The sequence below is a fragment of the Demequina lignilytica genome, from assembly GCF_030418375.1.
GTDB lineage: Bacteria > Actinomycetota > Actinomycetes > Actinomycetales > Demequinaceae > Demequina > Demequina lignilytica.
In genome coordinates, this window is the sequence record NZ_JAUHPZ010000002.1 from 218,002 (window position 1) to 237,064 (window position 19,063).

18 protein-coding genes are annotated in these 19,063 nt (G+C 73.5%); 9 read left to right on the forward strand and 9 right to left on the reverse strand.

From position 1 onward, the window contains the following. Positions 1-13: 13 nt before the first annotated feature. From glyA to QQX13_RS04680, 3 genes are all read left to right on the forward strand, one after another. On the forward strand, positions 14-1,306 hold the full coding sequence (glyA, locus tag QQX13_RS04670) for a serine hydroxymethyltransferase (RefSeq protein WP_301119778.1): 1,293 nt from the start codon (positions 14-16) through the stop codon (positions 1,304-1,306). Next, positions 1,306-2,184, forward strand: coding sequence for a bifunctional methylenetetrahydrofolate dehydrogenase/methenyltetrahydrofolate cyclohydrolase (locus QQX13_RS04675; protein ID WP_301119780.1), 879 nt, complete (start codon positions 1,306-1,308; stop codon positions 2,182-2,184). Before glyA ends, QQX13_RS04675 begins: the two co-directional genes overlap by 1 nt. 75 nt (positions 2,185-2,259) lie before the next feature. Then, positions 2,260-3,060 carry an exodeoxyribonuclease III gene (locus QQX13_RS04680; RefSeq protein ID WP_301119782.1) on the forward strand — a complete coding sequence of 267 codons (801 nt, stop codon included), beginning with the start codon at positions 2,260-2,262 and terminating at the stop codon, positions 3,058-3,060. Positions 3,061-3,064: 4 nt separating this feature from the next. On the opposite strand, the gene QQX13_RS04685 is transcribed toward QQX13_RS04680, so the two are convergent. After that, entirely contained in the window at positions 3,065-4,291 is a 1,227-nt protein-coding gene (locus QQX13_RS04685; RefSeq protein ID WP_301152635.1) for a galactokinase, read from the reverse strand. An 80-nt stretch (positions 4,292-4,371) separates the two neighbouring features. On the opposite strand from QQX13_RS04685, the gene QQX13_RS04690 reads away from it, so the two are divergent. Next, on the forward strand, positions 4,372-4,950 hold the full coding sequence (locus tag QQX13_RS04690) for a hypothetical protein (protein WP_301119786.1): 579 nt from the start codon (positions 4,372-4,374) through the stop codon (positions 4,948-4,950). Here QQX13_RS04690 and QQX13_RS04695 read toward each other — a convergent pair. Further along, positions 4,947-6,071 carry an Mrp/NBP35 family ATP-binding protein gene (locus QQX13_RS04695; protein WP_301152636.1) on the reverse strand — a complete coding sequence of 375 codons (1,125 nt, stop codon included), beginning with the start codon at positions 6,069-6,071 and terminating at the stop codon, positions 4,947-4,949. The genes QQX13_RS04690 and QQX13_RS04695 overlap by 4 nt on opposite strands. A gap of 181 nt (positions 6,072-6,252) precedes the next feature. Between QQX13_RS04695 and QQX13_RS04700 the strand changes: the two genes are divergently transcribed. After that, positions 6,253-6,876 carry a hypothetical protein gene (locus QQX13_RS04700; RefSeq protein WP_301152638.1) on the forward strand — a complete coding sequence of 208 codons (624 nt, stop codon included), beginning with the start codon at positions 6,253-6,255 and terminating at the stop codon, positions 6,874-6,876. Between the two features lie 7 nt (positions 6,877-6,883). Here the strand turns inward: QQX13_RS04700 and QQX13_RS04705 are convergent, their stop codons facing one another. The 3 genes from QQX13_RS04705 to QQX13_RS04715 form a co-directional block, all read right to left on the reverse strand. Further along, positions 6,884-7,447: a DUF1003 domain-containing protein gene (locus tag QQX13_RS04705; RefSeq protein ID WP_301119792.1), complete on the reverse strand. Its 564-nt coding sequence runs from the start codon at positions 7,445-7,447 to the stop codon at positions 6,884-6,886. Further along, positions 7,440-8,729: a magnesium transporter MgtE N-terminal domain-containing protein gene (locus QQX13_RS04710; RefSeq protein ID WP_301119794.1), complete on the reverse strand. Its 1,290-nt coding sequence runs from the start codon at positions 8,727-8,729 to the stop codon at positions 7,440-7,442. The genes QQX13_RS04705 and QQX13_RS04710 overlap by 8 nt, the downstream gene beginning before the upstream one ends. 64 nt (positions 8,730-8,793) lie before the next feature. Further along, the gene (locus QQX13_RS04715) at positions 8,794-10,221 is read right to left on the reverse strand and encodes a pyridoxal phosphate-dependent decarboxylase family protein (protein WP_301152640.1); all 1,428 of its coding nucleotides are present in this window, start codon (positions 10,219-10,221) and stop codon (positions 8,794-8,796) included. 98 nt (positions 10,222-10,319) lie between these two features. Here QQX13_RS04715 and QQX13_RS04720 point away from each other — a divergent pair, with 98 nt between their 5' ends. Then, positions 10,320-11,720 carry an aminotransferase-like domain-containing protein gene (locus tag QQX13_RS04720; protein ID WP_301119798.1) on the forward strand — a complete coding sequence of 467 codons (1,401 nt, stop codon included), beginning with the start codon at positions 10,320-10,322 and terminating at the stop codon, positions 11,718-11,720. A 9-nt stretch (positions 11,721-11,729) separates the two neighbouring features. On the opposite strand, the gene QQX13_RS04725 is transcribed toward QQX13_RS04720, so the two are convergent. After that, on the reverse strand, positions 11,730-12,704 hold the full coding sequence (locus tag QQX13_RS04725) for an LLM class flavin-dependent oxidoreductase (RefSeq protein WP_301152642.1): 975 nt from the start codon (positions 12,702-12,704) through the stop codon (positions 11,730-11,732). 107 nt (positions 12,705-12,811) lie between these two features. On the opposite strand from QQX13_RS04725, the gene QQX13_RS04730 reads away from it, so the two are divergent. Next, the gene (locus QQX13_RS04730) at positions 12,812-13,678 is read left to right on the forward strand and encodes a DUF3800 domain-containing protein (protein WP_301119802.1); all 867 of its coding nucleotides are present in this window, start codon (positions 12,812-12,814) and stop codon (positions 13,676-13,678) included. Between the two features lie 3 nt (positions 13,679-13,681). Here the strand turns inward: QQX13_RS04730 and QQX13_RS04735 are convergent, their stop codons facing one another. After that, entirely contained in the window at positions 13,682-15,046 is a 1,365-nt protein-coding gene (locus tag QQX13_RS04735) for an aminopeptidase P family protein (protein ID WP_301119804.1), read from the reverse strand. 57 nt (positions 15,047-15,103) lie between these two features. Here QQX13_RS04735 and QQX13_RS04740 point away from each other — a divergent pair, with 57 nt between their 5' ends. Next, entirely contained in the window at positions 15,104-15,928 is an 825-nt protein-coding gene (locus QQX13_RS04740; protein WP_301152643.1) for a PHP domain-containing protein, read from the forward strand. 171 nt (positions 15,929-16,099) lie between these two features. On the opposite strand, the gene QQX13_RS04745 is transcribed toward QQX13_RS04740, so the two are convergent. Both QQX13_RS04745 and QQX13_RS04750 read right to left on the reverse strand, forming a co-directional pair. Continuing rightward, a complete protein-coding gene (locus QQX13_RS04745) occupies positions 16,100-17,716 on the reverse strand; it encodes a DEAD/DEAH box helicase (protein ID WP_301119808.1) in 1,617 nt (538 codons plus the stop codon). Positions 17,717-17,914: 198 nt separating this feature from the next. After that, positions 17,915-18,133 carry a DUF3107 domain-containing protein gene (locus QQX13_RS04750; protein ID WP_301119810.1) on the reverse strand — a complete coding sequence of 73 codons (219 nt, stop codon included), beginning with the start codon at positions 18,131-18,133 and terminating at the stop codon, positions 17,915-17,917. Positions 18,134-18,183: 50 nt separating this feature from the next. On the opposite strand from QQX13_RS04750, the gene QQX13_RS04755 reads away from it, so the two are divergent. Then, complete coding sequence (locus QQX13_RS04755) at positions 18,184-19,062, forward strand: DUF3152 domain-containing protein (protein ID WP_301119812.1); 879 nt, start codon at positions 18,184-18,186, stop codon at positions 19,060-19,062. The last annotated feature ends 1 nt before the right edge of the window (position 19,063 follow it).

The window sequence follows — 19,063 nt, forward strand, 5'->3', positions numbered from 1 at the left end:
GAGAGAGGCCACCATGAGCACCGACTCCAGCGCCACCGCAGCGGTGATGAACGCCACGCTGCAGGACTTCGACCCCGAGATCGCCCAGGTCCTCGACCGCGAGCTCGACCGTCAGCGGCACTACCTTGAGATGATCGCGTCCGAGAACTTCGTGCCCCGCTCGGTCCTGCAGGCGCAGGGCTCCGTCCTGACGAACAAGTACGCCGAGGGCTACCCGGGCCGCCGCTACTACGGCGGCTGCGAGGAGGTCGACGTCGCGGAGAGCATCGCCATCGAGCGCGCGAAGGCGCTGTTCGGCGCGGAGTACGCGAACGTCCAGCCGCACTCGGGTGCGACCGCCAACGCGGCCGTGCTGCACGCCCTCATCAACGCGGGCGACAAGATCATGGGCCTGTCGCTGGCCCACGGCGGCCACCTCACGCACGGCATGAAGCTCAACTTCTCCGGCAAGCTCTACGACGTCGCCGCCTACGGTCTCGACGAGCAGACCCACCGGATCGAGATGGAGCAGGTGCGCGAGCAGGCCCTCGCCGAGCGCCCCGACGTGATCATCGCCGGCTGGTCGGCGTACCCCCGCCACATCGACTTCGCCGCCTTCCGCGCGATCGCGGACGAGGTGGGTGCCAAGCTGTGGACCGACATGGCGCACTTCGCCGGGCTGGTCGCCGCGGGGCTCCACCCGAGCCCGGTGCCGCACTCGGACGTGGTGTCGACCACCATCCACAAGACCATCGGCGGCCCCCGCTCGGGCATGATCGTCGCGCGTGACACCGTGCTGGCGAAGAAGCTCAACTCGGCGGTGTTCCCCGGGCAGCAGGGCGGCCCGCTCATGCACGTCATCGCGGCGAAGGCGGTCGCCCTGAAGGCCGCGGCGGGCGACGAGTTCAAGGAGCGCCAGGCGCGCGTCCTCGAGGGCGCGCGCATCATCGCCGAGCGCCTCACGTCCCCGGACGCGATCGAGGCGGGCGTGAACGTGGTCACCGGCGGCACCGACGTGCACCTGGTGCTCGCGGACCTCCGCAACTCGCCGCTCGACGGCCAGCAGGCGGAGGACCTCCTCCACGAGGTCGGCATCACCGTCAACCGCAACGCCGTCCCGTTCGACCCCCGCCCGCCGATGGTGACCTCCGGCGTCCGCATCGGCACCGCCGCGCTCGCGAGCCGCGGCTTCGGCGCCGAGGAGTTCACCGAGGTCGCCGACGTGATCGCCACGGCGCTCAAGGGCGGCGCCGACGTGGACGCGCTGCGCGCCCGCGTCGCGAAGCTGGCCGACGAGTTCCCGCTGTACGAGGGCCTCGCCCAGTAATGGCGCAGATCCTCGACGGCAAGGCCACCGCGGCCGCCATCAAGGCCGAGCTCACGGACCGGGTCACGACGCTGCGCGAGCGCGGCGTCGTGCCCGGCCTGGGCACGTTGCTCGTGGGCGAGGACCCCGGCTCGACCTGGTACGTCAACGGCAAGCACGCCGACTGCGCCGAGGTGGGCATCGCGTCGATCCGCGAGGACCTTCCCGCCAGCGCCACCCAGGAGGACATCGAGGCCGCCGTCGCGCGTCTCAACGCCGACCCCGCGTGCACCGGCTTCATCGTGCAGCTCCCCCTGCCCGCGGGCATCGACACCAACCGGGTGCTCGAGCTGATCGATCCCGACAAGGACGCGGACGGCCTCCACCCGACCAACCTCGGTCGCCTGGTGCTGCGCATCTCCGAAGAAGTCGAGTCCAGCCTGCCGTGCACGCCGAAGGGCATCATCGAGCTCATCACGCGCCACGGCGTGGACCTGCGCGGCAAGGAGGTCGTGGTCATCGGGCGCGGCACCACCGTGGGGCGCAGCATCGGCCTGCTCCTCACCCGCAAGGACGTCAACGCGACGGTGACGCTGTGCCACACCGGCACCGCCGACCTCGCCGCTCACACCCGGGGGGCGGACGTGATCGTCGCCGCCGCCGGCGTGCCCGGCATCGTCACCCCCGACATGGTGAAGGACGGGGCCGTGCTCATCGACGTGGGCGTGTCCCGCGTCACCGACCCGGTCACGGGCAGGTCCAAGGTGGCCGGCGACATCGCCGCGGAGGCCCGTGAGAAGGCGTCCTGGTACTCGCCGAACCCCGGTGGCGTGGGCCCGATGACCCGCGCCATGCTGCTCGCGAACGTGGTCGAGAGCGCGGAGCGGGCGCTCGCCTGAACCGCCGCATCGTCCCGCGCGGGCGGGACGATGCGCGGGCGTCCGCCGTCGGTGGGACCGGGTAGGTTCTAGGCCATGAGAATCGCCTCCGTCAACGTCAACGGCGTCCGCGCCGCCGCCAAGAAGGGCATGGGGGAGTGGCTCGCGTCAGCGGGCTGCGACGTCGTGTGCCTCCAGGAGGTGCGGGCGCCGCTCGAGATCACCGCGGGCCTGCTCGGCGAGGGCTGGCACGTGGTCGAGCAGGCCTGCGAGATCAAGGGCCGCGCGGGCGTCGCCATCGCGTCGCGCACGCCGCTCGACGGTGTGCTCGCGGGGGTCGACGCCCTCGGTGGCGAGATGGGGGAGCCCGTCCACACCGGGCGCTGGATCGAGGCCACCGTCGAGTCCCCGGCGGGCCCCGTGAGGGTGGTGTCGGTCTACCACCACTCGGGCGAGGCCGGCACGCCCAAGATGGATCAGAAGTACGCGCTGCTCGACGCCGCGACGGCGCGCATGGAGGCGCTCCGCGAGGAGTTCGACCGCGTGGTCGTGATGGGCGACGTCAACATCGCGCACGACGAGCGCGACATCAAGAACTGGAAGGGCAACCTCAAGTCGGCGGGCTTCCTGCCGGAGGAGCGCGCGTACCTGACCCGCTGGGCCGAGGCCGGGTGGGTCGACATCCACCGGACCCTCGAGGGCGACCGTCAGGGCCCGTACACCTGGTGGTCCATGCGCGGTCAGGCCTTCGACAACGACGCGGGATGGCGGATCGACTACCAGTTCGCCTCGCCCGTCCTCGCCGAGGCCGCCACGGCGGTGCGGGTCGACCGGCAGGAGTCCTGGGACTCGCGCTGGACGGACCACGCGCCGCTCGTCGTCGACTACGCCCTGTAGACCGTCACACCAGGACGAACGTGGGTTGCGCAAAGCCCTGGCGCACGAACTCCGCGTCGACCAGGTCGGCCACCCGGTCGGCGTCGGTCGCCCGGACCAGCGCGAGCGCCCCGCCGCCGAAGCCGACGCCGATGGTGCGGGCGCCGAGCGCGCCCGCGGCGAACGCCATGTCGACGGCCGCGTCGAGCTGCCGGGTCGACGCCTCGTAGTCGGTGCGCAGGGACCGATGCGACGCGAGCATGAGCGTCCCGATCTCGGTGAACCGGTCGTGCGCGGGGCCCAGGCCGCCGAGCGCCGCCGCGGCCTCCTGGGCCCGGCGGTCCTCGGTGATGACGTGCCGCGCGCGGCGGCGCACCACCGGGTCCTCGATGCCGGCCACGCGCTCGACGCCGTCCGGGGCGTCGGCGAGCTCCCTCAGCGACCGCACGCCGAGCGCCTCCGCCGCGAGCGCCGCGTCCCGGCTGCGACGCTTGAACGCGTCCATCCAGTCGTCCCGGCGCTCGCCCGTGTCGATGACGAGGAGGCGCAGGCCGTAGTCGTGGAAGTACAGCGGGTAATGGGTGAGCGTCGGCGGCGCCGTCGCGAAGTCGAGCACCACCGCCTCATCCGCCGAGCAGCGGAGGACGGTGTGCGTGTCGAGCCTGCCGCAGGGGAAGCCCACGTACGCGCTCTCGGCCTCCCAGCAGAGCTCGGCGAGCTCGATCGCGCCCGCCTCGCTGTCGAGCGCCAGGCCCCAGGCCTCGTCGCACGCGCGTGCGACGGCCGTCGTGAGCGACGCCGAGGAGCCGAGGCCCGCCTCGAGCGGGACGCAGCCCACGATCGCGATGTCGAGACCGCTGACCGGGTACCCGCGCTCCACCATGGCCCAGATCACGCCGGAGACGTAGTCGGGCCAGTCGATGCCGGACCCCGGGTGGAGAGCCTCGACCGCACCCTCCCACCGGCGCGGTTCGGTCGGCGGCGGGTTGCCTGACACCATTCTCAGCGCCTGGTCGTGCCGGCGGCGGACGGCGACGAACGTACGGTGCGCGATCGGGACGCACAAGGACAGGCCCTCGGTGTAGTCGGTGTGGTCGCCGATCACGGTGACCCGGCCGGGCGAGGACGCGACCGCGTCGGGATCGCCCTCGAACGCATCGGCGAAGAGCGCGCGCACGCGGTCGGAGCCCTCGTCGAGCGACCAGGGCTCGAGCCAGACGGGCTCGTCGGCGGAGGTGGCGGCGTCCCTCACGCGGCCAATTGTGCCAGCAGGGACGCTGGGGTGGCGCGGGCGCCGTGACATGATGAAGGCGTTCGCGCGAGGAGGTCCCGATGCCACGCAAGCCCGCCCAGCCGGTCGATCCGGAGGACGCCGCCCCGCTCGAGGCGGCCGCCGATCCTGCCCCGGACCTGCCGCCCACGGTGCCTCCGGCGCCGCCCGCGCCCACCGAGGCGATCCCGGCCGCCGCCGCGCCCTCCGTGCTGGAGCGGATGCGCCGCAACCGCATGGGGTCGCTGGTCGCCGCCCTGGTCGTCGGGATCGCGGTGGGGCTGCTGCTCGCGGTGCTCGTGCCGTCGGAGCCGAACCTCTACGCGATGGTGGTGCTCGGCGTGCTGATCACCGCCGCGGTGGGGTTCACGGTGCGCTACCTCTCGCGCTCGCGCGGGATCGGGGCGCAGGCGGTCGCGTTCGTGGGCACGGTGGTCGGGATCCACGTGATGGCCGTGACCGGCGCGGTCGACGGCATCGGCGCGGGCCGCCTGCTGGACATGATCGGCTTGAGCGGACCCGGCTTCGACGATGCGCTGCTCGCCGCGCTCGCGACGCCCGCCGTGTCGACGGGCGGGGTGCTCGCGGGACTGGTGGCCGCGATCATCGCGGGCTGGGGCCCGCGCGACGACGACTCCTAGCGGCTCACGGGCGTGACGCCCAGCGAGCGTCCCGCGAGGCCGCGACGGCGCGACGTGAGGGTGCGCGCGACGCCGCGGAGGGCCTGGGCGGCCGTCGAGTCGGGGTCGGACACCACCACGGGGGTGCCGGCGTCGCCGGCCTCGCGGGCCGCGATGTCGAGCGGGACCTGCCCGAGCAGCGGCACCTGCGTGCCGAGCACGCTCGACAGGCGCGAGGCGACCGTCGAGCCGCCGCCCTCGCCGAACAGGTGGAGGCGCGAGCCGTCGGGCTGCTCGAGCCAGGCCATGTTCTCGATCACGCCGACCACGTTCTGGGACGTCTGGGTCGCGATCGCGCCCGCTCGCTCGGCGACGCCGGCCGCGGCCGACTGGGGCGTGGTCACCACGACGATCTCCGCGTGCGGCAGCAGCTGCGCCGTCGAGATCGCGATGTCGCCGGTGCCCGGCGGCAGGTCGAGCAGGAGGACGTCGAGGTCGCCCCAGTACACGTCGGCGAGGAACTGCTCGATCGCGCGATGCAGCATCGGGCCGCGCCACACGACGGGCTGGCCCTCGGGCACGAACATGCCGATCGAGACGGCCTTCACCTCGTGGGCGATGGGCGGCAGGAGCATGTCGTCGAGCCGGGTCGGCTGGCCGGTCACCCCGAGCATGCCGGGGATCGAGAAGCCGAAGATGTCGGCGTCGAGCACGCCCACCTTCAGGCCGTCCTGCGCCATGGCGGCGGCGAGGTTGGTGGTCACGGTCGACTTGCCGACGCCGCCCTTGCCGGAGGCGATCGCGTAGACCCGCGTCATGTTGCCCGGCTGGGTGAACTGGATGACGGGCTCGGGCTTGCCGCCGCGGAGCTGCGCGCGCAGCCCCTGGCGCTGCTCGTCGCTCATGACGCCGAGCTCGATGCGGACGTCGTCGACCTCGGGAACCGTGCGCGCCGCGGCGTCGACGTCGCCCGTGATCCGGTCGCGCATCGGACAGCCCTGGGTGGTGAGGTCGATACCGATGACCGCGGTGGAGCCGTCGACCTCGACGGAGCGGACCATGCCGATCTCCGTGATGGGCCGGCGGATCTCCGGGTCGATGACCGTCGCGAGGGCGTCGCGGATGAGATCGGCGGTAGGCATGGCGTCCATCGTAGGCCGTGCGCGCCCGGCTCCGGTGCGGACCGGGCGGCGGTCGACGACGCGCCGATGCGGCGTTCGTCACAGGATGCTCGCGCACGACGTCGCGGGACGATACGGTGCGAGAAGTGCCTGAGGGGGCACGTCGTACGCATCGTGGCGTCACCATGCTGGGGGGAACCACATGTCGGAGCATCACTCCGTCGCGCCTGCGAGCGCGCGCGCAGCCGAGCCTGTGCGCGAACGCCCGCCGCGCCTGTTCATGCCCGAGGAGCTGCCGGACGAGCAGCCGGGCATCCGGTCGATGCCGCCCGCGTGGGACGCGGTGCAGCTGCAGATCGACTCGTCTCCGCGGCTCCCGGAGGCGGTGGTGGCGGAGCCTGCGCAGCCCCGGCGCGCGCCCGGGGCCGGCCTGCTCGCCGGTGCGGGTCTGGGGCTCGTCGCCGCCGCGGTGGTGGGCCTCGTCCTGGTGGTCGACACGACGATCGGCGGAGCGGTCTCGCCGCTGATCGGGGCGGCCGTCGGGTTCGGCGTCACCGGGGTGGTCGGCGCGATGCCGGCTCGGCTCGGTCTCGCGGCCGGCGCGATCGCGGCCCTCGAGTACGGCGTCGCGGTGCTGTGGGCCTCGACGCTCGCCGCGAGCGCGGCCGCGGGGCGCGTCGCGGACGGGGCCGTCCAGGTCACCGGGATGGAGGTGCACGCGTTGGTGGTGGACTGGTTCTCGCAGCCCGTCGCCTACGTGTTCCTCGTGATCGCGGTGCTGCCGGTGGTGGTCGCCCAGCTCGTGAGCGAGCGTCGGCGGGGCTGAGCGCGGTTCAGGAGGGGCGCGTCGGCGTGGCCTTGGTACGCCGCGCCGGCTTGCGCGCGGGCTCGGGGCGCTCCCCGGCGTCCTCCTCCGCCTCGTCCTCGGCGCGGAGCTCCTCGAGCAGCGCGCGCAGCTCGGAGCGCACGAAGTCGCGGGTCGCGGTCTCGTTGATCGCCTGACGGAGCGCCGCGACCTCGCGGGCGAGGTACTCGGTGTCCGCGAGGGAGCGCTCGGCCCGCTGACGGTCCTGCTCCGCCGCGACGCGGTCGCGGTCGTCCTGCCGGTTCTGGGCGAGCAGGATGAGCGGGGCGGCGTAGGACGCCTGCAGCGACAGCATCAGGGTGAGCAGGGTGTAGCCGAACTCCGCCGAGTCGAAGCGGAGGCCCTCGGGCGCCCACGTGTTCCACGCGAGCCACGCGGCGCAGAAGACCGTGAGGTACACGAGGAAGCGGGGGGTGCCGAGGAAGCGCGCGATGCCCTCCGACACCACGCCCACGCGGTCGGAGTTGCTGGAGCGGCGCCGGAACAGGCCGCGCTCGGCGCCCTTGGGGCGGTCGAGACGTGCGTCAGCCACGGGCACCTCCCGCCGCGGGCTCGTCCTCGTCCATGTGCTCGCGCCAGTCGCTGGGCAGCAGGTGGTCGAGCACATCGTCGATCGACACGGCGCCGACGAGGCGGTGGTCGTCGCTCACCACGGGCAGCGCGAGGATGTCGTACGCGGCCATGCGGCGGGCGACGTTGGACAGACGGTCGTCCGGGTGCAGCGGTGCGATCGCCGGGTCGACGAAGTTGCCGATCGGGTCATGCGGCGGCTCGCGGAGCAGGCGCTGGATATGCACCATCCCGATGTACCGACCCGTGGGGGTCTCCAGGGGCGGCCGCACCACGAACACCATGGAGGCGAGCGCGGGCGCCAGCTCCTGCTTGCGCACCAGCGCGAGGCATGTGGCGACGGAGGTCTCGGGACCCACGAGGACGGGCTCGGTCGTCATGAGGCCGCCGGCCGTGTCGTCCTCGTAGCCCAGGAGCTGCTCGACGTTGCGGGCCTCCTCGGGCTCCATCAGCTCGAGCAGCGCCGCCGCCTTGGCCGCCGGCAGGTCGCCGAGGAGGTCCGCCGCGTCGTCGGGGTCCATGGCCTCGAGCACGTCCGCGGCACGCTCGGACTTGAGCGTCGAGAGGAGCGTGATCTGGTCCTCCTCGGGCAGCTCCTCGAGCACGTCGGCGAGCCGCTCGTCGTCGAGCGCGGCGGCGATCTCCGCGGAGCGGGACGGCGCCATCTCCATGAGCGCGGCCGCGAGGTCGGCGGGCTTGTGGTCCTGGAACGCCTCGATGACCAGCGCGGCGCCCTGGTTCTTGTCGCGCACGGACAGACCCGTCACCTGGTCGGCATCGACCACCAGGGACTCGCCACGGCGCGAGAAGCCGAGGACGCCCCTGCGCCGCTCCGCCCGGCGCACGTAGAGCTTGGTGACGCGCCAGGTCTTCAGCTTGTCCTGCTCGATCGCGATGTCCTCGATGTACGCCGTCGAGCGGTCCTCCTTGAGCTTCACGGAGCGCTCGAACAGCTCCGCGATCGCGAGGGACTCGCCCTGGCGGGCCTTGAAGCGGCGCAGGTTCACCACCCCGGTGCAGATGACCTGGCCCGGGGAGATGGAGGTGACGCGGGTGAGCGGCATGAAGACGCGCCGGCGACCCGGCACCTCGACCACCAGGCCGACCGCCGTCGGCGGCTGGCCACCGGTGCGCCGGACGACGACGACGACGTCGCGGACGCGGCCCACCGCGTCGCCGATGGGATCGAAGACCGGGGTGCCCGCGAGACGCGCGACGTAGACGCGGTCGACTGCGGTGCTCATGCGCCCAGCGTAGTCCCGCGATCCGGCACGACCGGGGACCCCGGCGCGGGGCCGGACGCGCGCGTCAGCCGCGCACCCGGGTCCACGCGTCGAGGATCGCGGAGGCGCTCACGTGGACATCGTCGCGCGTGGTCGCCTGGTCCGACACGGACAGCCGCATCGCGTGGCGACCCTTCCAGACCGTGCCTCCGGCCCACAGGGCGCCCTCCTGCTGCACGAGGCCGATGACCGCGTCCGTCACCGCATCGTCACCGGTGCCGCCCGTCGCGGCGCCGAAGGCGACCAGCACCTGATTCAGCGCGACCGGCGCCAGGATCTCCGCGCCGCCAGCCTCGAGAAGCGCCGCCAGGTCACGCGCATGGGCGCAGGTGCGCCCGATCAGGTCGGCGACGCCGTCGCGCCCGTTCGCGGCGAGCATCGCCCACGTCTCGATCCCGCGGGCGCGCTGCGACATCTGCATCCCCAGATGCATGGCCTCCCGGTCGCCCGTCTCCGGGAGGTAGGCCGCACGCATCGACATCGCGCGCTCGAGGTCGGCGCGCTCGCGGACGATCGCGATGCCCGAGTCGTACGGCACGTTCAGCCACTTGTGGGCGTCGGTGCCCCAGGAGTCGGCGAGCTCCATGCCGGCGACGGCGTCTCGCAGCCCCGGAGCGACGGCTGCCCACATGCCGAAGGCGCCGTCGACGTGGACCCAGCCGCCGCGCTCCCGAACCCGGGGGATGATCCGCGCGAACGGATCCGAGGCGCCTGTGTTGACGTTGCCGGCCTGCAGCACCACCAGCGTGAGGTGGTCGGTGTCCCCGGGGAAGGCATCGGCGATCACCGCCCCGGTCGCGTCCGTGGGGACCCGCTCCACGCGGTCCACCCCGAGCCCGGCGAGGCGCAGCGCCTTGAGCGCCGAGACGTGGCACTCCTCGCCGGTGATCACGCGGATCGGGGGCGCGCCGAACAGTCCTTGCGCGGACGCGTCCCAGCCGGCGCGGGCGAGGAGCGCGTCGCGGCCGGCGAGGATCCCCGTGAGGTTGGCGAGGGTCGCGCCCGGGGTGAACGTCGCGGTCGCCCCGGCCGGGAGTCCGAGCAGGTCGACCACCCATGCGGCGGCGACCTCGTCGAGCACCGCGGCGACCGGTGACATCACCGGGAGCGCGGCGTTCTGGTCCCACTGTCCGGCGAGGACGGATGCGGCGCCCGCGGCGGCGTCGACACCGCCGTTGACGAACCCGAAGTACCGTCCGCGCGCCTGCGCCATCGTGGCAGGGGAGCCGAGCGCGTCGAGCTCCGCGAGCACGTCGCGGGCGTCGCGCGGCGCCGTCTGGAGAGGTCGGCGGAAGGCCGCCAGCGCCGCGACCGCATCGGCGGGCGGGGCGACGGGACGATGCTCGAGGCCGGTCAGGTACACGCCCGCGCGGCGGGCGGCATCGGCGACGAGCGAGGCGCGCGTGGCGAGACTCGCGGGCACGGCGGCGACGGTGGGTTCCGGGGCGTCCATCTCCCGATCGTATGCCTGCGGTGGCACCGCTGCTCCAGGGCCAGAACCAAAGGTCCTGGCCCTTGTTCTCGGGGGCCACTTCGCGCTGTGATGGACCCATGCGCACCACCGCCGACCAGCTCTCGGGAGTCCTCGACCACTGGCGCTCGGGCACGGGCCCGCTCTACCAGCAGCTCGCGGACGCCATCGTGGCGCTCGCGGAGGCCGGCTCGCTCGAGCACGGCGCGCGGATGCCGTCCGAGCGCGCGCTAGCGACCCGCCTCCACCTCTCCCGCAACACGGTCACTGCCGCGTACCAGCGCTTGCGTGACCAGGGATGGCTCGACGCGTCCCCCGGCTCCGCGCCTCGCCTGGGCACGCGGTCGCGCGGCGTCTCCGCGCTCACCGCGCAGGACCGCTTCTCGCGCATCCTCGTGGGCCAGCAGGAGCCGCTCGTGGCCCTCAACACCGCCTCGCCGCCGCCCGCCCCGGTGGTCGCCGAGGCGCTGGCCCGCCCCGAGGCCTTCCTCGGAGGGCTGGCCGCGATCGGCAACGGCTATGCGGCGCTGGGGGACCGCGACCTCACCCTGGCGATCACCGACCACCTGCGCGCGTCGGGCGTCCCCGCGCGGCCCGACGAGGTGGTGGTGACCGCGGGCGCGCAGCAGGCGCTGTGGCTGGCGCTCACGGCGCTCGCCGGGCCGAACACGCCGGTCGCGCTCGAGGGGGTGACCTACCCCGGGGTCTTCGACGCCATCGCCGCGGCCGGCTCGCGCCCGTTCGCGCTGCCGATGACGGAGCGGGGGCTCGACGTCGACGGCGCGGTCAAGATGCTCCGTGCGGCGCTGCCCGACGTCGCGTACGTCACCACGTTCAACAACCCGACCGGGACGGCTCTCGCCGAGGAGCAGGCCGTCCGCCTGCTCGAGGCCGCCGCGGCGAGCGAGACCACCGTGATCGACGACCGCACCATCGGGGAGCTCGCCCTCGACGGACGTCGGCGGCGCCCGTTCGCCTCGCTGGGCACGCGTGCGTCGGTGGTGACCATCGGCGGGATGTCGAAGGTGTTCTGGGGAGGGCTGCGGATCGGCTGGTTGCACACGAACGCGACCCTGGCGGCGCAGCTGCGTCATCGGCGCGCGGCGATGGATCTCGGCAGCCCGGCAATGTTCCAGCGCATGGGCGCGGTGCTGCTGCGCGAGCACTTCGACGCGGCGCTCGCGTGGCGCCTCGACAGCCTGCGGGAGTCGCTCGCGGCGACCGAGGCCGCGATAGGCGAGGCCGGACTCGACTGGGAGCACGTGCGGCCCGCGGGGGGTCCGAGCCTGTGGGTGCGGATGCCCGGCGTCTCCGCCGAGCGCTTCGCCGAGCGCGCCGAGCGCGCGGGCGTCCCCGTGGTCGCCGGCGCTGCCTTCTGCGTGGTGCCTGGTCAGGGATCGGACCGCTTCCGGCTGCCGTTCTACCTGCCGCCCGAGCAGATGCGGCTCGGCATCAAGACCCTCGCGGAGCGCGCGGCCTGACGTCCGGCCTCACGCGGCGGCGAGCTCCACGGACCGCAGCCGCGCCGCCGGGTCGAGCGACGGGTGCACGGTGATGAGCTCGTCGGCGCGGGCCTCCTCCGCGAACGACTCGAGGCTCGCGCGAACCTCGGCGGGGGTCCCGACCGCCGCCTTCGACATCATCGTGGCGATGGATGCGCCCTGCGGTGTGGCGAGGAACGCGTCGATCTCCTGGTCGCTGTGGTCCCTCGCGACGGGGCCGCGGGCGATCATCGAGCGCACCCGCTGGCGCCGGGCGGCTGCGAGCTGCTCCCGCGCATCGTCCCCGTCCTCGGCGGCGACCACGTTGACCCCGGCGATCACATACGGCGCCGGATGCGCGGGCGACGGCTGGTAGGTGCCGCGGTACAGGGCGACGGCCTCGGTGAGGGCCTGCGGCGCGAAGTGCGAGGCGAACGCGTACGGCAGCCCCAACCGGGCGGCGAGCTGCGCGCCGAACAGCGAGGATCCGAGCACGTACAGCGGGATGCGGGTGTCGGCGCCTGGGGTGGCTCGGACGCCGTCCGAACGGTCGTCGCCCGCGAGCAGCCCCTGCAGCTCGACCACGTCCGCGGGGAAGCGGTCCGAGGCCTCCGGAGACCGTCGCAGCGCCGTGTACACGGCGCGATCGCCGCCCGGCGCGCGCCCCAGCCCGAGGTCGATGCGCCCGGGGTGGAGCTCGGCGAGCGTGCCGAACTGCTCGGCGATCACGAGCGGCGAGTGGTGAGGCAGCATCACGCCTCCGGCCCCCAGGCGGATGGTCGAGGTGTGCGCCGCGACGTGCGCGATGACCACCGCCGGAGCGGACGAGGCGATGGTCGCCATCCCGTGGTGCTCGGCGTACCAGACGCGCGTGTAGCCGGCGCGCTCGGCGACCCGGGCGAGGTCCACCGAGTGGGCGAGGCTGGCGGCGGCGGAGCCGCCGGGCGGGATGAAGGCGAGGTCGAGCATGGAGAGGCGGGGCATGCCCGGCCCAACGCCCGCCCGGCGCGGGCTATGCCCGGGCGGCCGGAGCATCGTCACCGCGCGCCCGATCCCGCCGTGCGGGTAGCGTGCGAGAAGGAGGGCTGACGATGCTGCTGTTCTACGTGGACGAGTCCGGCGGGACGTCGATGAGCTTCACCACCCCGCGGCACGGCCGCACGCGGCCGCAGGGCTCGAGCGACCTGTTCGTGCTCGCGGCGGTGGGCATCCACGACTCGTCCCGCGCGCGGCTCGCGCTCGAGCTGCGGGAGGCGAAGTACCGCTGCTTCGGCGAGGGCGCGATGGACCGGCCGTGGAACGACACCGAGCTCAAGGGCACGTTCCTCGCGCACGTGGTGCGCCACCGCGACGGCGAGCGGATGGGCCGCCTCCCCGCGGGCTACTCGGCGTTGCTGGCGCGCGACAAGGTGGACGAGCTCCTCCACAACCTGGGACAGATCTTCGCGAAGTTCCGTCCGCTGGTGTTCGCGACGGTGGTGGACAAGCTCGCGATGGTCGAGCGGGAGGACACGTCGACGGTGATCGGCGCCGCCTACTCGCGGCTCTACGAGCGTGTCGCCCTCACCCTCGACCAGGTCAACGAGGGCGAGGGCGGGCTCTTCGTGGCCGACCAGCAGGACGAGCACGAGGCGTACTTCAGGTCCGGTGCCATGAAGGGCGACCTCGACGGGCTCGCCGCACGCCGCAGCACCAAGCCCAACTTCCGGCTCCTCATCGACAAGCCCGTGTGGATCGACTCGTCGCTGTCGACGTGGGACCGCGAGCTGATCCAGCTCCCCGACCTGGTGGCCTACGCGACCTACGAGTGGTACAAGGTCGGGGGTCCGCCGCAGGGGGCGAACTTCCTGTGGGACAAGATCGAGCCATGCTTCGCCGAGCACTGGAACACCACCAAGGTGCAGCGTGGCGGGATCATCGTGCATCCGGACCCGGGGCGCTACCCGCCGGTCGCGTGACCGTCAGCCGCGGAGGCTCCGCATCCACGCCTCGACGGCATCGGGGTCGCGCGGCAGCGCCGCGGACAGGTTCTCGACACCGTCCTCGGTCATGAGCACGTCGTCCTCGATGCGGATGCCGATCCCGCGCAGCTCCTCGGGGGCGGCCAGGTCGCCCTCCTGGAAGTACAGGCCCGGCTCGATGGTGAACACCATGCCCGGCTCGAGCACGCCCTCCATGTAGAGCTCGCGCTTCGCCTCGGCGCAGTCGTGGACGTCGATCCCTAGGTGGTGCGAGGTGCCGTGCACCATCCAGCGCCGGAACAGCTTCGACTCCGGGTCCTCGGATGAGGGGGCGATGCCCCACTCCGTGAGGCGCTTCTCGATCACCTCGACCGCGGCGAAGTGCACGTCGAGGAACCGGGCGCCGGGGCGCGCCGCGGCGAACGCCGCGTCGGCCGCCTCGAGGACGATCTGGTAGACGCGGCGCTGGAGCGGCGTGAACTCGCCCCCGATCGGGAACGTGCGCGTGACGTCGGCGGTGTAGAGGCTCTCGACCTCGACACCCGCGTCGAGCAGCAGCAGGTCGCCCTCGCGCACCTGGCCGGTGTTCGCGATCCAATGCAGGGTGGTCGCGTGCGGTCCGGCCGCGGCGATGGTCTCGTAGCCGACCGCGTTGCCCTCCTCGCGAGCATGGCCGTCGAAGGTCGCCTCGATGACCCGCTCGCCGCGCTTGTGGGCGATGGCGCGGGGCAGCTGGCCGATCGCGCGCTCGAAGCCGGCGACCGTGGCGTCCACGGCGTCGCGCAGCTGCTGGACCTCGTACTCGTCCTTCACGAACCGCATCTCCGCGAGCGCGACGCGGACCTTCTTGTGCGGCTGGCTCGCGGTGCGGATCTTGGGCAGCTCGGACAGGCGCGCCGTCGCGATCCCGGTCATGGCCGCGAACTCCTCGAGGCCCGGGCGGCGCCCGATCCAGAACTCGCCCGCGGCGGGGTCGGAGTAGAAGCCCTCGTCGCCGGGCTGCGCGGGCGGGACCAGGTACAGCGTCGAGTCGTGCCCGCCGGCCTCACGCGGCTCCATCACCAGGATCGCGCCGGGCTCGTGGTCCACGCCCAGACCGGTGAGGTACGCGAAGTCCGAGGAGGGGCGGAAACGGTAGTCCGTGTCGTTGGAGCGCGTCTTCAGGGTGCCCGCCGGCACGACGATGCGCTCGCCGGGGAAGCGCGCGCTGAGGCGCTCGCGACGGGCGGCGGCGTAGGGCGCCGCGGCGATCCTGGTGACCTCGACGTCCTCGTGCGGCGCCCAGTGCGCTCCCATGAAGTCCTTGAACTCCGTGGTGGTGGGGCGCCCGGTGCGGGCCTTGTTCGTCTGGTCCTTGTCGCTCACCCGGACATGGTCGCACGAGCGGGACCGGCCCCAGGTCCGAGCGCCTACGCTGGAGCCGTGCGCATCGACCTCCACACCCACTCGACCGTGTCGGACGGGACCGGCACGCCCGAGCAGGTGATGCACGAGGCGTACGAGGCGCGGCTCGACATCGTGGCCCTCACCGACCACGACTCGATCGACGGCTGGGGCGAGGCGTCCGAGGTCGCGTCGGGGCTCGGGCTCGGCTTCGTGCCGGGCATCGAGATCTCCGCCAAGGACCGCTGGGTCTCGATCCACATGCTCGCGCTGTGGCCCCGTCCCTTCGACGAGGACCTGGTGGCGATGCTCGCCCGCACGCGCGCGGCCCGGCTGACCCGGGCGCGGGAGATGGTGGGGCTCATCGCCGCCGACTACCCGATCACCTGGGACGACGTGATGGAGTTCTCGGGCGACGCCGCGACGGTGGGACGGCCGCACATCGCGGACGCGCTGGTCGCGCGGGGGTGCTTCGCGTCCCGCGACGCGGTGTTCGCCGACGTGCTGCACAACGGCTCGGCCTACTACGTGCCGCACTACGCGCCCGACGTCCACGACGCGGTGCGCGTGATCCGCGCCGCGGGCGGGGTGCCGGTGTTCGCCCACCCGGCCGCGCACGCGCGCGGCAAGGTGGTGCCCGACCGGGTGATCCGGTCGCTCGCCGCCGCGGGCCTCGCGGGCCTCGAGATCGATCACCGCGATCACGACGACGCCTCCCGGACCCGGCTGCACGACCTGGCCGCGAAGCACGGACTGGTCCCCACCGGCTCCTCGGACTACCACGGCGACGGCAAGCTCAACCGGCTCGGGGAGAACCTCACGTCACCGGAGGCCTACGAGGCGCTGCGAGCCCAGCGGGGCTAGGGTCCGCGACCCGAGCCCGCCCCGGATCCGCGCCCTCGCGCCTCCGGCCTCGTCCCATGAAGCGGATCGTGTCGATCTCGCGCGCCCGCGGCGCCCCCTGAAGAGATACGTGTCGGCGCAGACGCCGCAGGGGCGGGACCCGTACGGATCCCGCCCCTGCTGGTGCGTGTGCTACTCGCCGGCCGGCTGCGCCTGCGCGGCGTCGCCCGTGCCCGCGCCGCCCGAGCGGCGGCGACGGCGGTTGCGGTTCCGGCGCGGCTTGGCCTCGCCGTCGGCTCCGGCGCCGCCCTCGACGCGGGGCTCGCGCGGTGCGCCGTCGCCCTGGCCGCCCTGGCCGCGACCGCCCTGGCCGCCCCGGCCCGAGCCGCCGCGTCCGCCGCGACCACGGCCGCGCCCGCCGGAACGTCCCGCATCGTCACCCGAACGGCCGCCGCGACCACCGTCGCGACCGCCGTGCGACGGCGCGCCGGTGTGCTTGCCGGTCTCGCCCAGGTCCTCGAGCACCTCGGCCTCGAGGCCGGCACGCGTGCGCGCCTCCTTGGGCAGGCGGCCCTTGGTGCCGGCGGGGATGCCGAGGTCCTCGTACAGGTGCGGTGACGTGGAGTAGGTCTCCTGCGGCTCCGGGTAGCCCAGGTCGAGCGCCTTGTCGATCAGCGACCAGCGCGGGATGTCGTCCCAGTCGACGAACGTGACCGCGGTGCCGGTCTTGCCCGCGCGGCCCGTGCGGCCGATGCGGTGGAGGTAGGTCTTCTCATCCTCGGGGCACTGGTAGTTGACCACGTGCGTCACGTCGTCGACGTCGATGCCGCGCGCCGCGACGTCGGTGGCGACCAGGATGTCGATCTTGCCGGTGCGGAACGCGCGGAGCGCCTGCTCGCGCGCGCCCTGGCCCAGGTCGCCGTGGATCGCGCCGGCGGCGAAACCGCGGTCGCGCAGCTCGTCGGACACCTTCGCGGCGGTGCGCTTGGTCCGTGCGAACACCACGGTGAGGCCGCGGCCGTCGGCCTGCAGCATGCGCGCGAGCACCTCGATCTTGTCGAGCGCGTGCGCACGGTAGACCACCTGCTTGATCGCCTTGACCGTGGCGCCGTCGTCGTCCGGGTCGGCCGCGCGGATGTGGGTGGGCTGGGTCATGTACCGGCGGGCGAGCGCGACCACCGCGCCCGGCATGGTCGCCGAGAACAGCATGGTGTGGCGCGACGCGGGCGTCGCCGCGAGCAGCTTCTCGACGTCGGGGAGGAAGCCCAGGTCGAGCATCTCGTCCGCCTCGTCGAGCACCACGGTCTTGACGTACCGCAGGTCGAGGTGGCCCTGGTTGAGCAGGTCGATCATGCGCCCCGGCGTGCCGACGACCACGTCGACACCCTTCTGCAGGGCCTCGATCTGAGGCTCGTAGGCGCGGCCGCCGTAGATCTGGACGATCCGCACGGTGCGCTTGCGCGACGCGGTCTCGAGGTCGCCGGCGACCTGCACGGCGAGCTCGCGGGTCGGCGCGACGACGAGCACCTGCGGCTTGCCCTGCGCGTCGCCGAGCGCGTCGTACGCGGGCTCGCCCGGCGCGGCGGTCCGCTGGAGCGCGGGGATGCCGAATCCGAGCGTCTTGCCGGTGCCGGTCTTGGCCTGGCCGATGATGTCGTGGCCGGACAGGGCCACGGGCAGGGTCATCGCCTGGATCGGGAAGGGGGTGGTGATGCCCTTGTCGGCGAGGGCCTGGACGATGCGGGGGTCGACATCGAAGTCGGCGAACGTCCGGTCGGGCGTCTGCACGCTGGCGTGCGTCTCGGTCATGGTGCTCCGAATGAGAGGGGGCGCTGGGAAGGCGCCGGTACGGCGGGCAGCCGATCGCGAATCATCCGGGTCGCGGCCAGCGGCCGCGCGCGTCCGCCGTCTTCAGGCGGTTCCGCATTCACACATGACGACCGGTCAGCCCCGGGTCGTGGCCAAGTGTACCGGGTGGCACCCGGGTGCGGATAGGGGCGGTCGCCCTCAGGCGCCGAAACCGACGCGACGCTTGGTCTCCTCGCCGATGTCGACGTAGCCGAGCGCTCCCGAGGGCACGACGATCCGGCGGCCCTTGGTGTCCGTGAGGTCGAGCGTCCCGCCCCCGACCGCGGCGGCGACGGCGTCAGCCACCTGGTCCGCGGTGAGGTCGGTCTCCAGCGAGATCTCGCGGGACACGTTCTGCACGCCGATCCTGATCTCCATCAGGGCCTCCTTCGGTCTTCAGGCGGGGTCTAGGCCCCTATCCTAGAGCGATGGAGCGAGGGTCCAGGGGCCTGTTCGCGGGCAGGCGAATCCGCCGTCCGAGGCTGTGGGTGTCGGTGGTGACGGTGATCGCGGCCTTCGGCCTCGGCATCGGCGCCGGCTACGCGACCGGCCTGGTCCCCGGCCTCTACGCCCGCTGGACCGCGGCGCCGGAGGTGTCAGCGTCGCCGTCGGCGAGCGCGAGCGCGACCCCGACCGTGTCGGTGGGGCCCCTCGCGCCGATCGACCGCGAGCTCGACGAGGCGGACGGGCTCGCGGGCCTCATCTCGCTGGTGGTGCCCGACGAGGGAAACGGCACCTTCTCCGCCGTCCCCGGCACCACCGCGGAGGTCGACGGGGGCGGTCCCGTGCGCTACGTGAGGATCGACGTCGAGGACGGCCTCGACGTCGCCACCACGGCCTTCCGCGACTTCGTCATGGACACCCTGAACGACCCGCGCGGATGGGGATCGGAGGGGCGCCAGCAGTTCGTCCTGACCGACGGCGCCGCCGACATCCGCATCGTCCTCGCGAGCCCGGTCACGGCGGCCGGCCTGTGCGTGCCGACCGACTCCGACGCCGCGGCGGACGCGGACGGCGCGACGAGCCCGTCGTCGACCGCGGACCTGACGTGCGAGGCGCAGGGGATCGTGCCGCTGTCCCTCTACGACTGGGCCGCCGGGCTGTCGCGCTACGAGGACGACCGCACCGGGTCGCGTCGGTACCAGCTCGCCCACTCGGTCGGGTACGTCCTCGGAGACGAGGCAGGGACGTGCACGTCCGGCGAGGCCTCGGTGATGGTGGTCCAGGAGACCATGCCGGCCGAGTGCAGTGTGAATCCCTGGCCGTTCCCGGACGCCCCGGTGCCGGAGCCCTCGGCGTCCGCGTGAT

Coding starts and splice junctions, on each gene's coding strand:
- QQX13_RS04755 (WP_301119812.1), top strand. CDS start 18,184: ATGGAGCGAGGGTCCAGGGGCCTGTTCGCGGGCAGGCGAATCCGCCGT.
- QQX13_RS04680 (WP_301119782.1), top strand. CDS start 2,260: ATGAGAATCGCCTCCGTCAACGTCAACGGCGTCCGCGCCGCCGCCAAG.
- QQX13_RS04695 (WP_301152636.1), bottom strand. CDS start 6,071: ATGCCTACCGCCGATCTCATCCGCGACGCCCTCGCGACGGTCATCGAC.
- QQX13_RS04700 (WP_301152638.1), top strand. CDS start 6,253: ATGTCGGAGCATCACTCCGTCGCGCCTGCGAGCGCGCGCGCAGCCGAG.
- QQX13_RS04715 (WP_301152640.1), bottom strand. CDS start 10,221: ATGGACGCCCCGGAACCCACCGTCGCCGCCGTGCCCGCGAGTCTCGCC.
- QQX13_RS04675 (WP_301119780.1), top strand. CDS start 1,306: ATGGCGCAGATCCTCGACGGCAAGGCCACCGCGGCCGCCATCAAGGCC.
- QQX13_RS04750 (WP_301119810.1), bottom strand. CDS start 18,133: ATGGAGATCAGGATCGGCGTGCAGAACGTGTCCCGCGAGATCTCGCTG.
- QQX13_RS04710 (WP_301119794.1), bottom strand. CDS start 8,729: ATGAGCACCGCAGTCGACCGCGTCTACGTCGCGCGTCTCGCGGGCACC.
- QQX13_RS04730 (WP_301119802.1), top strand. CDS start 12,812: ATGCTGCTGTTCTACGTGGACGAGTCCGGCGGGACGTCGATGAGCTTC.
- QQX13_RS04690 (WP_301119786.1), top strand. CDS start 4,372: ATGCCACGCAAGCCCGCCCAGCCGGTCGATCCGGAGGACGCCGCCCCG.
- glyA (WP_301119778.1), top strand. CDS start 14: ATGAGCACCGACTCCAGCGCCACCGCAGCGGTGATGAACGCCACGCTG.
- QQX13_RS04725 (WP_301152642.1), bottom strand. CDS start 12,704: ATGCCCCGCCTCTCCATGCTCGACCTCGCCTTCATCCCGCCCGGCGGC.
- QQX13_RS04745 (WP_301119808.1), bottom strand. CDS start 17,716: ATGACCGAGACGCACGCCAGCGTGCAGACGCCCGACCGGACGTTCGCC.
- QQX13_RS04720 (WP_301119798.1), top strand. CDS start 10,320: ATGCGCACCACCGCCGACCAGCTCTCGGGAGTCCTCGACCACTGGCGC.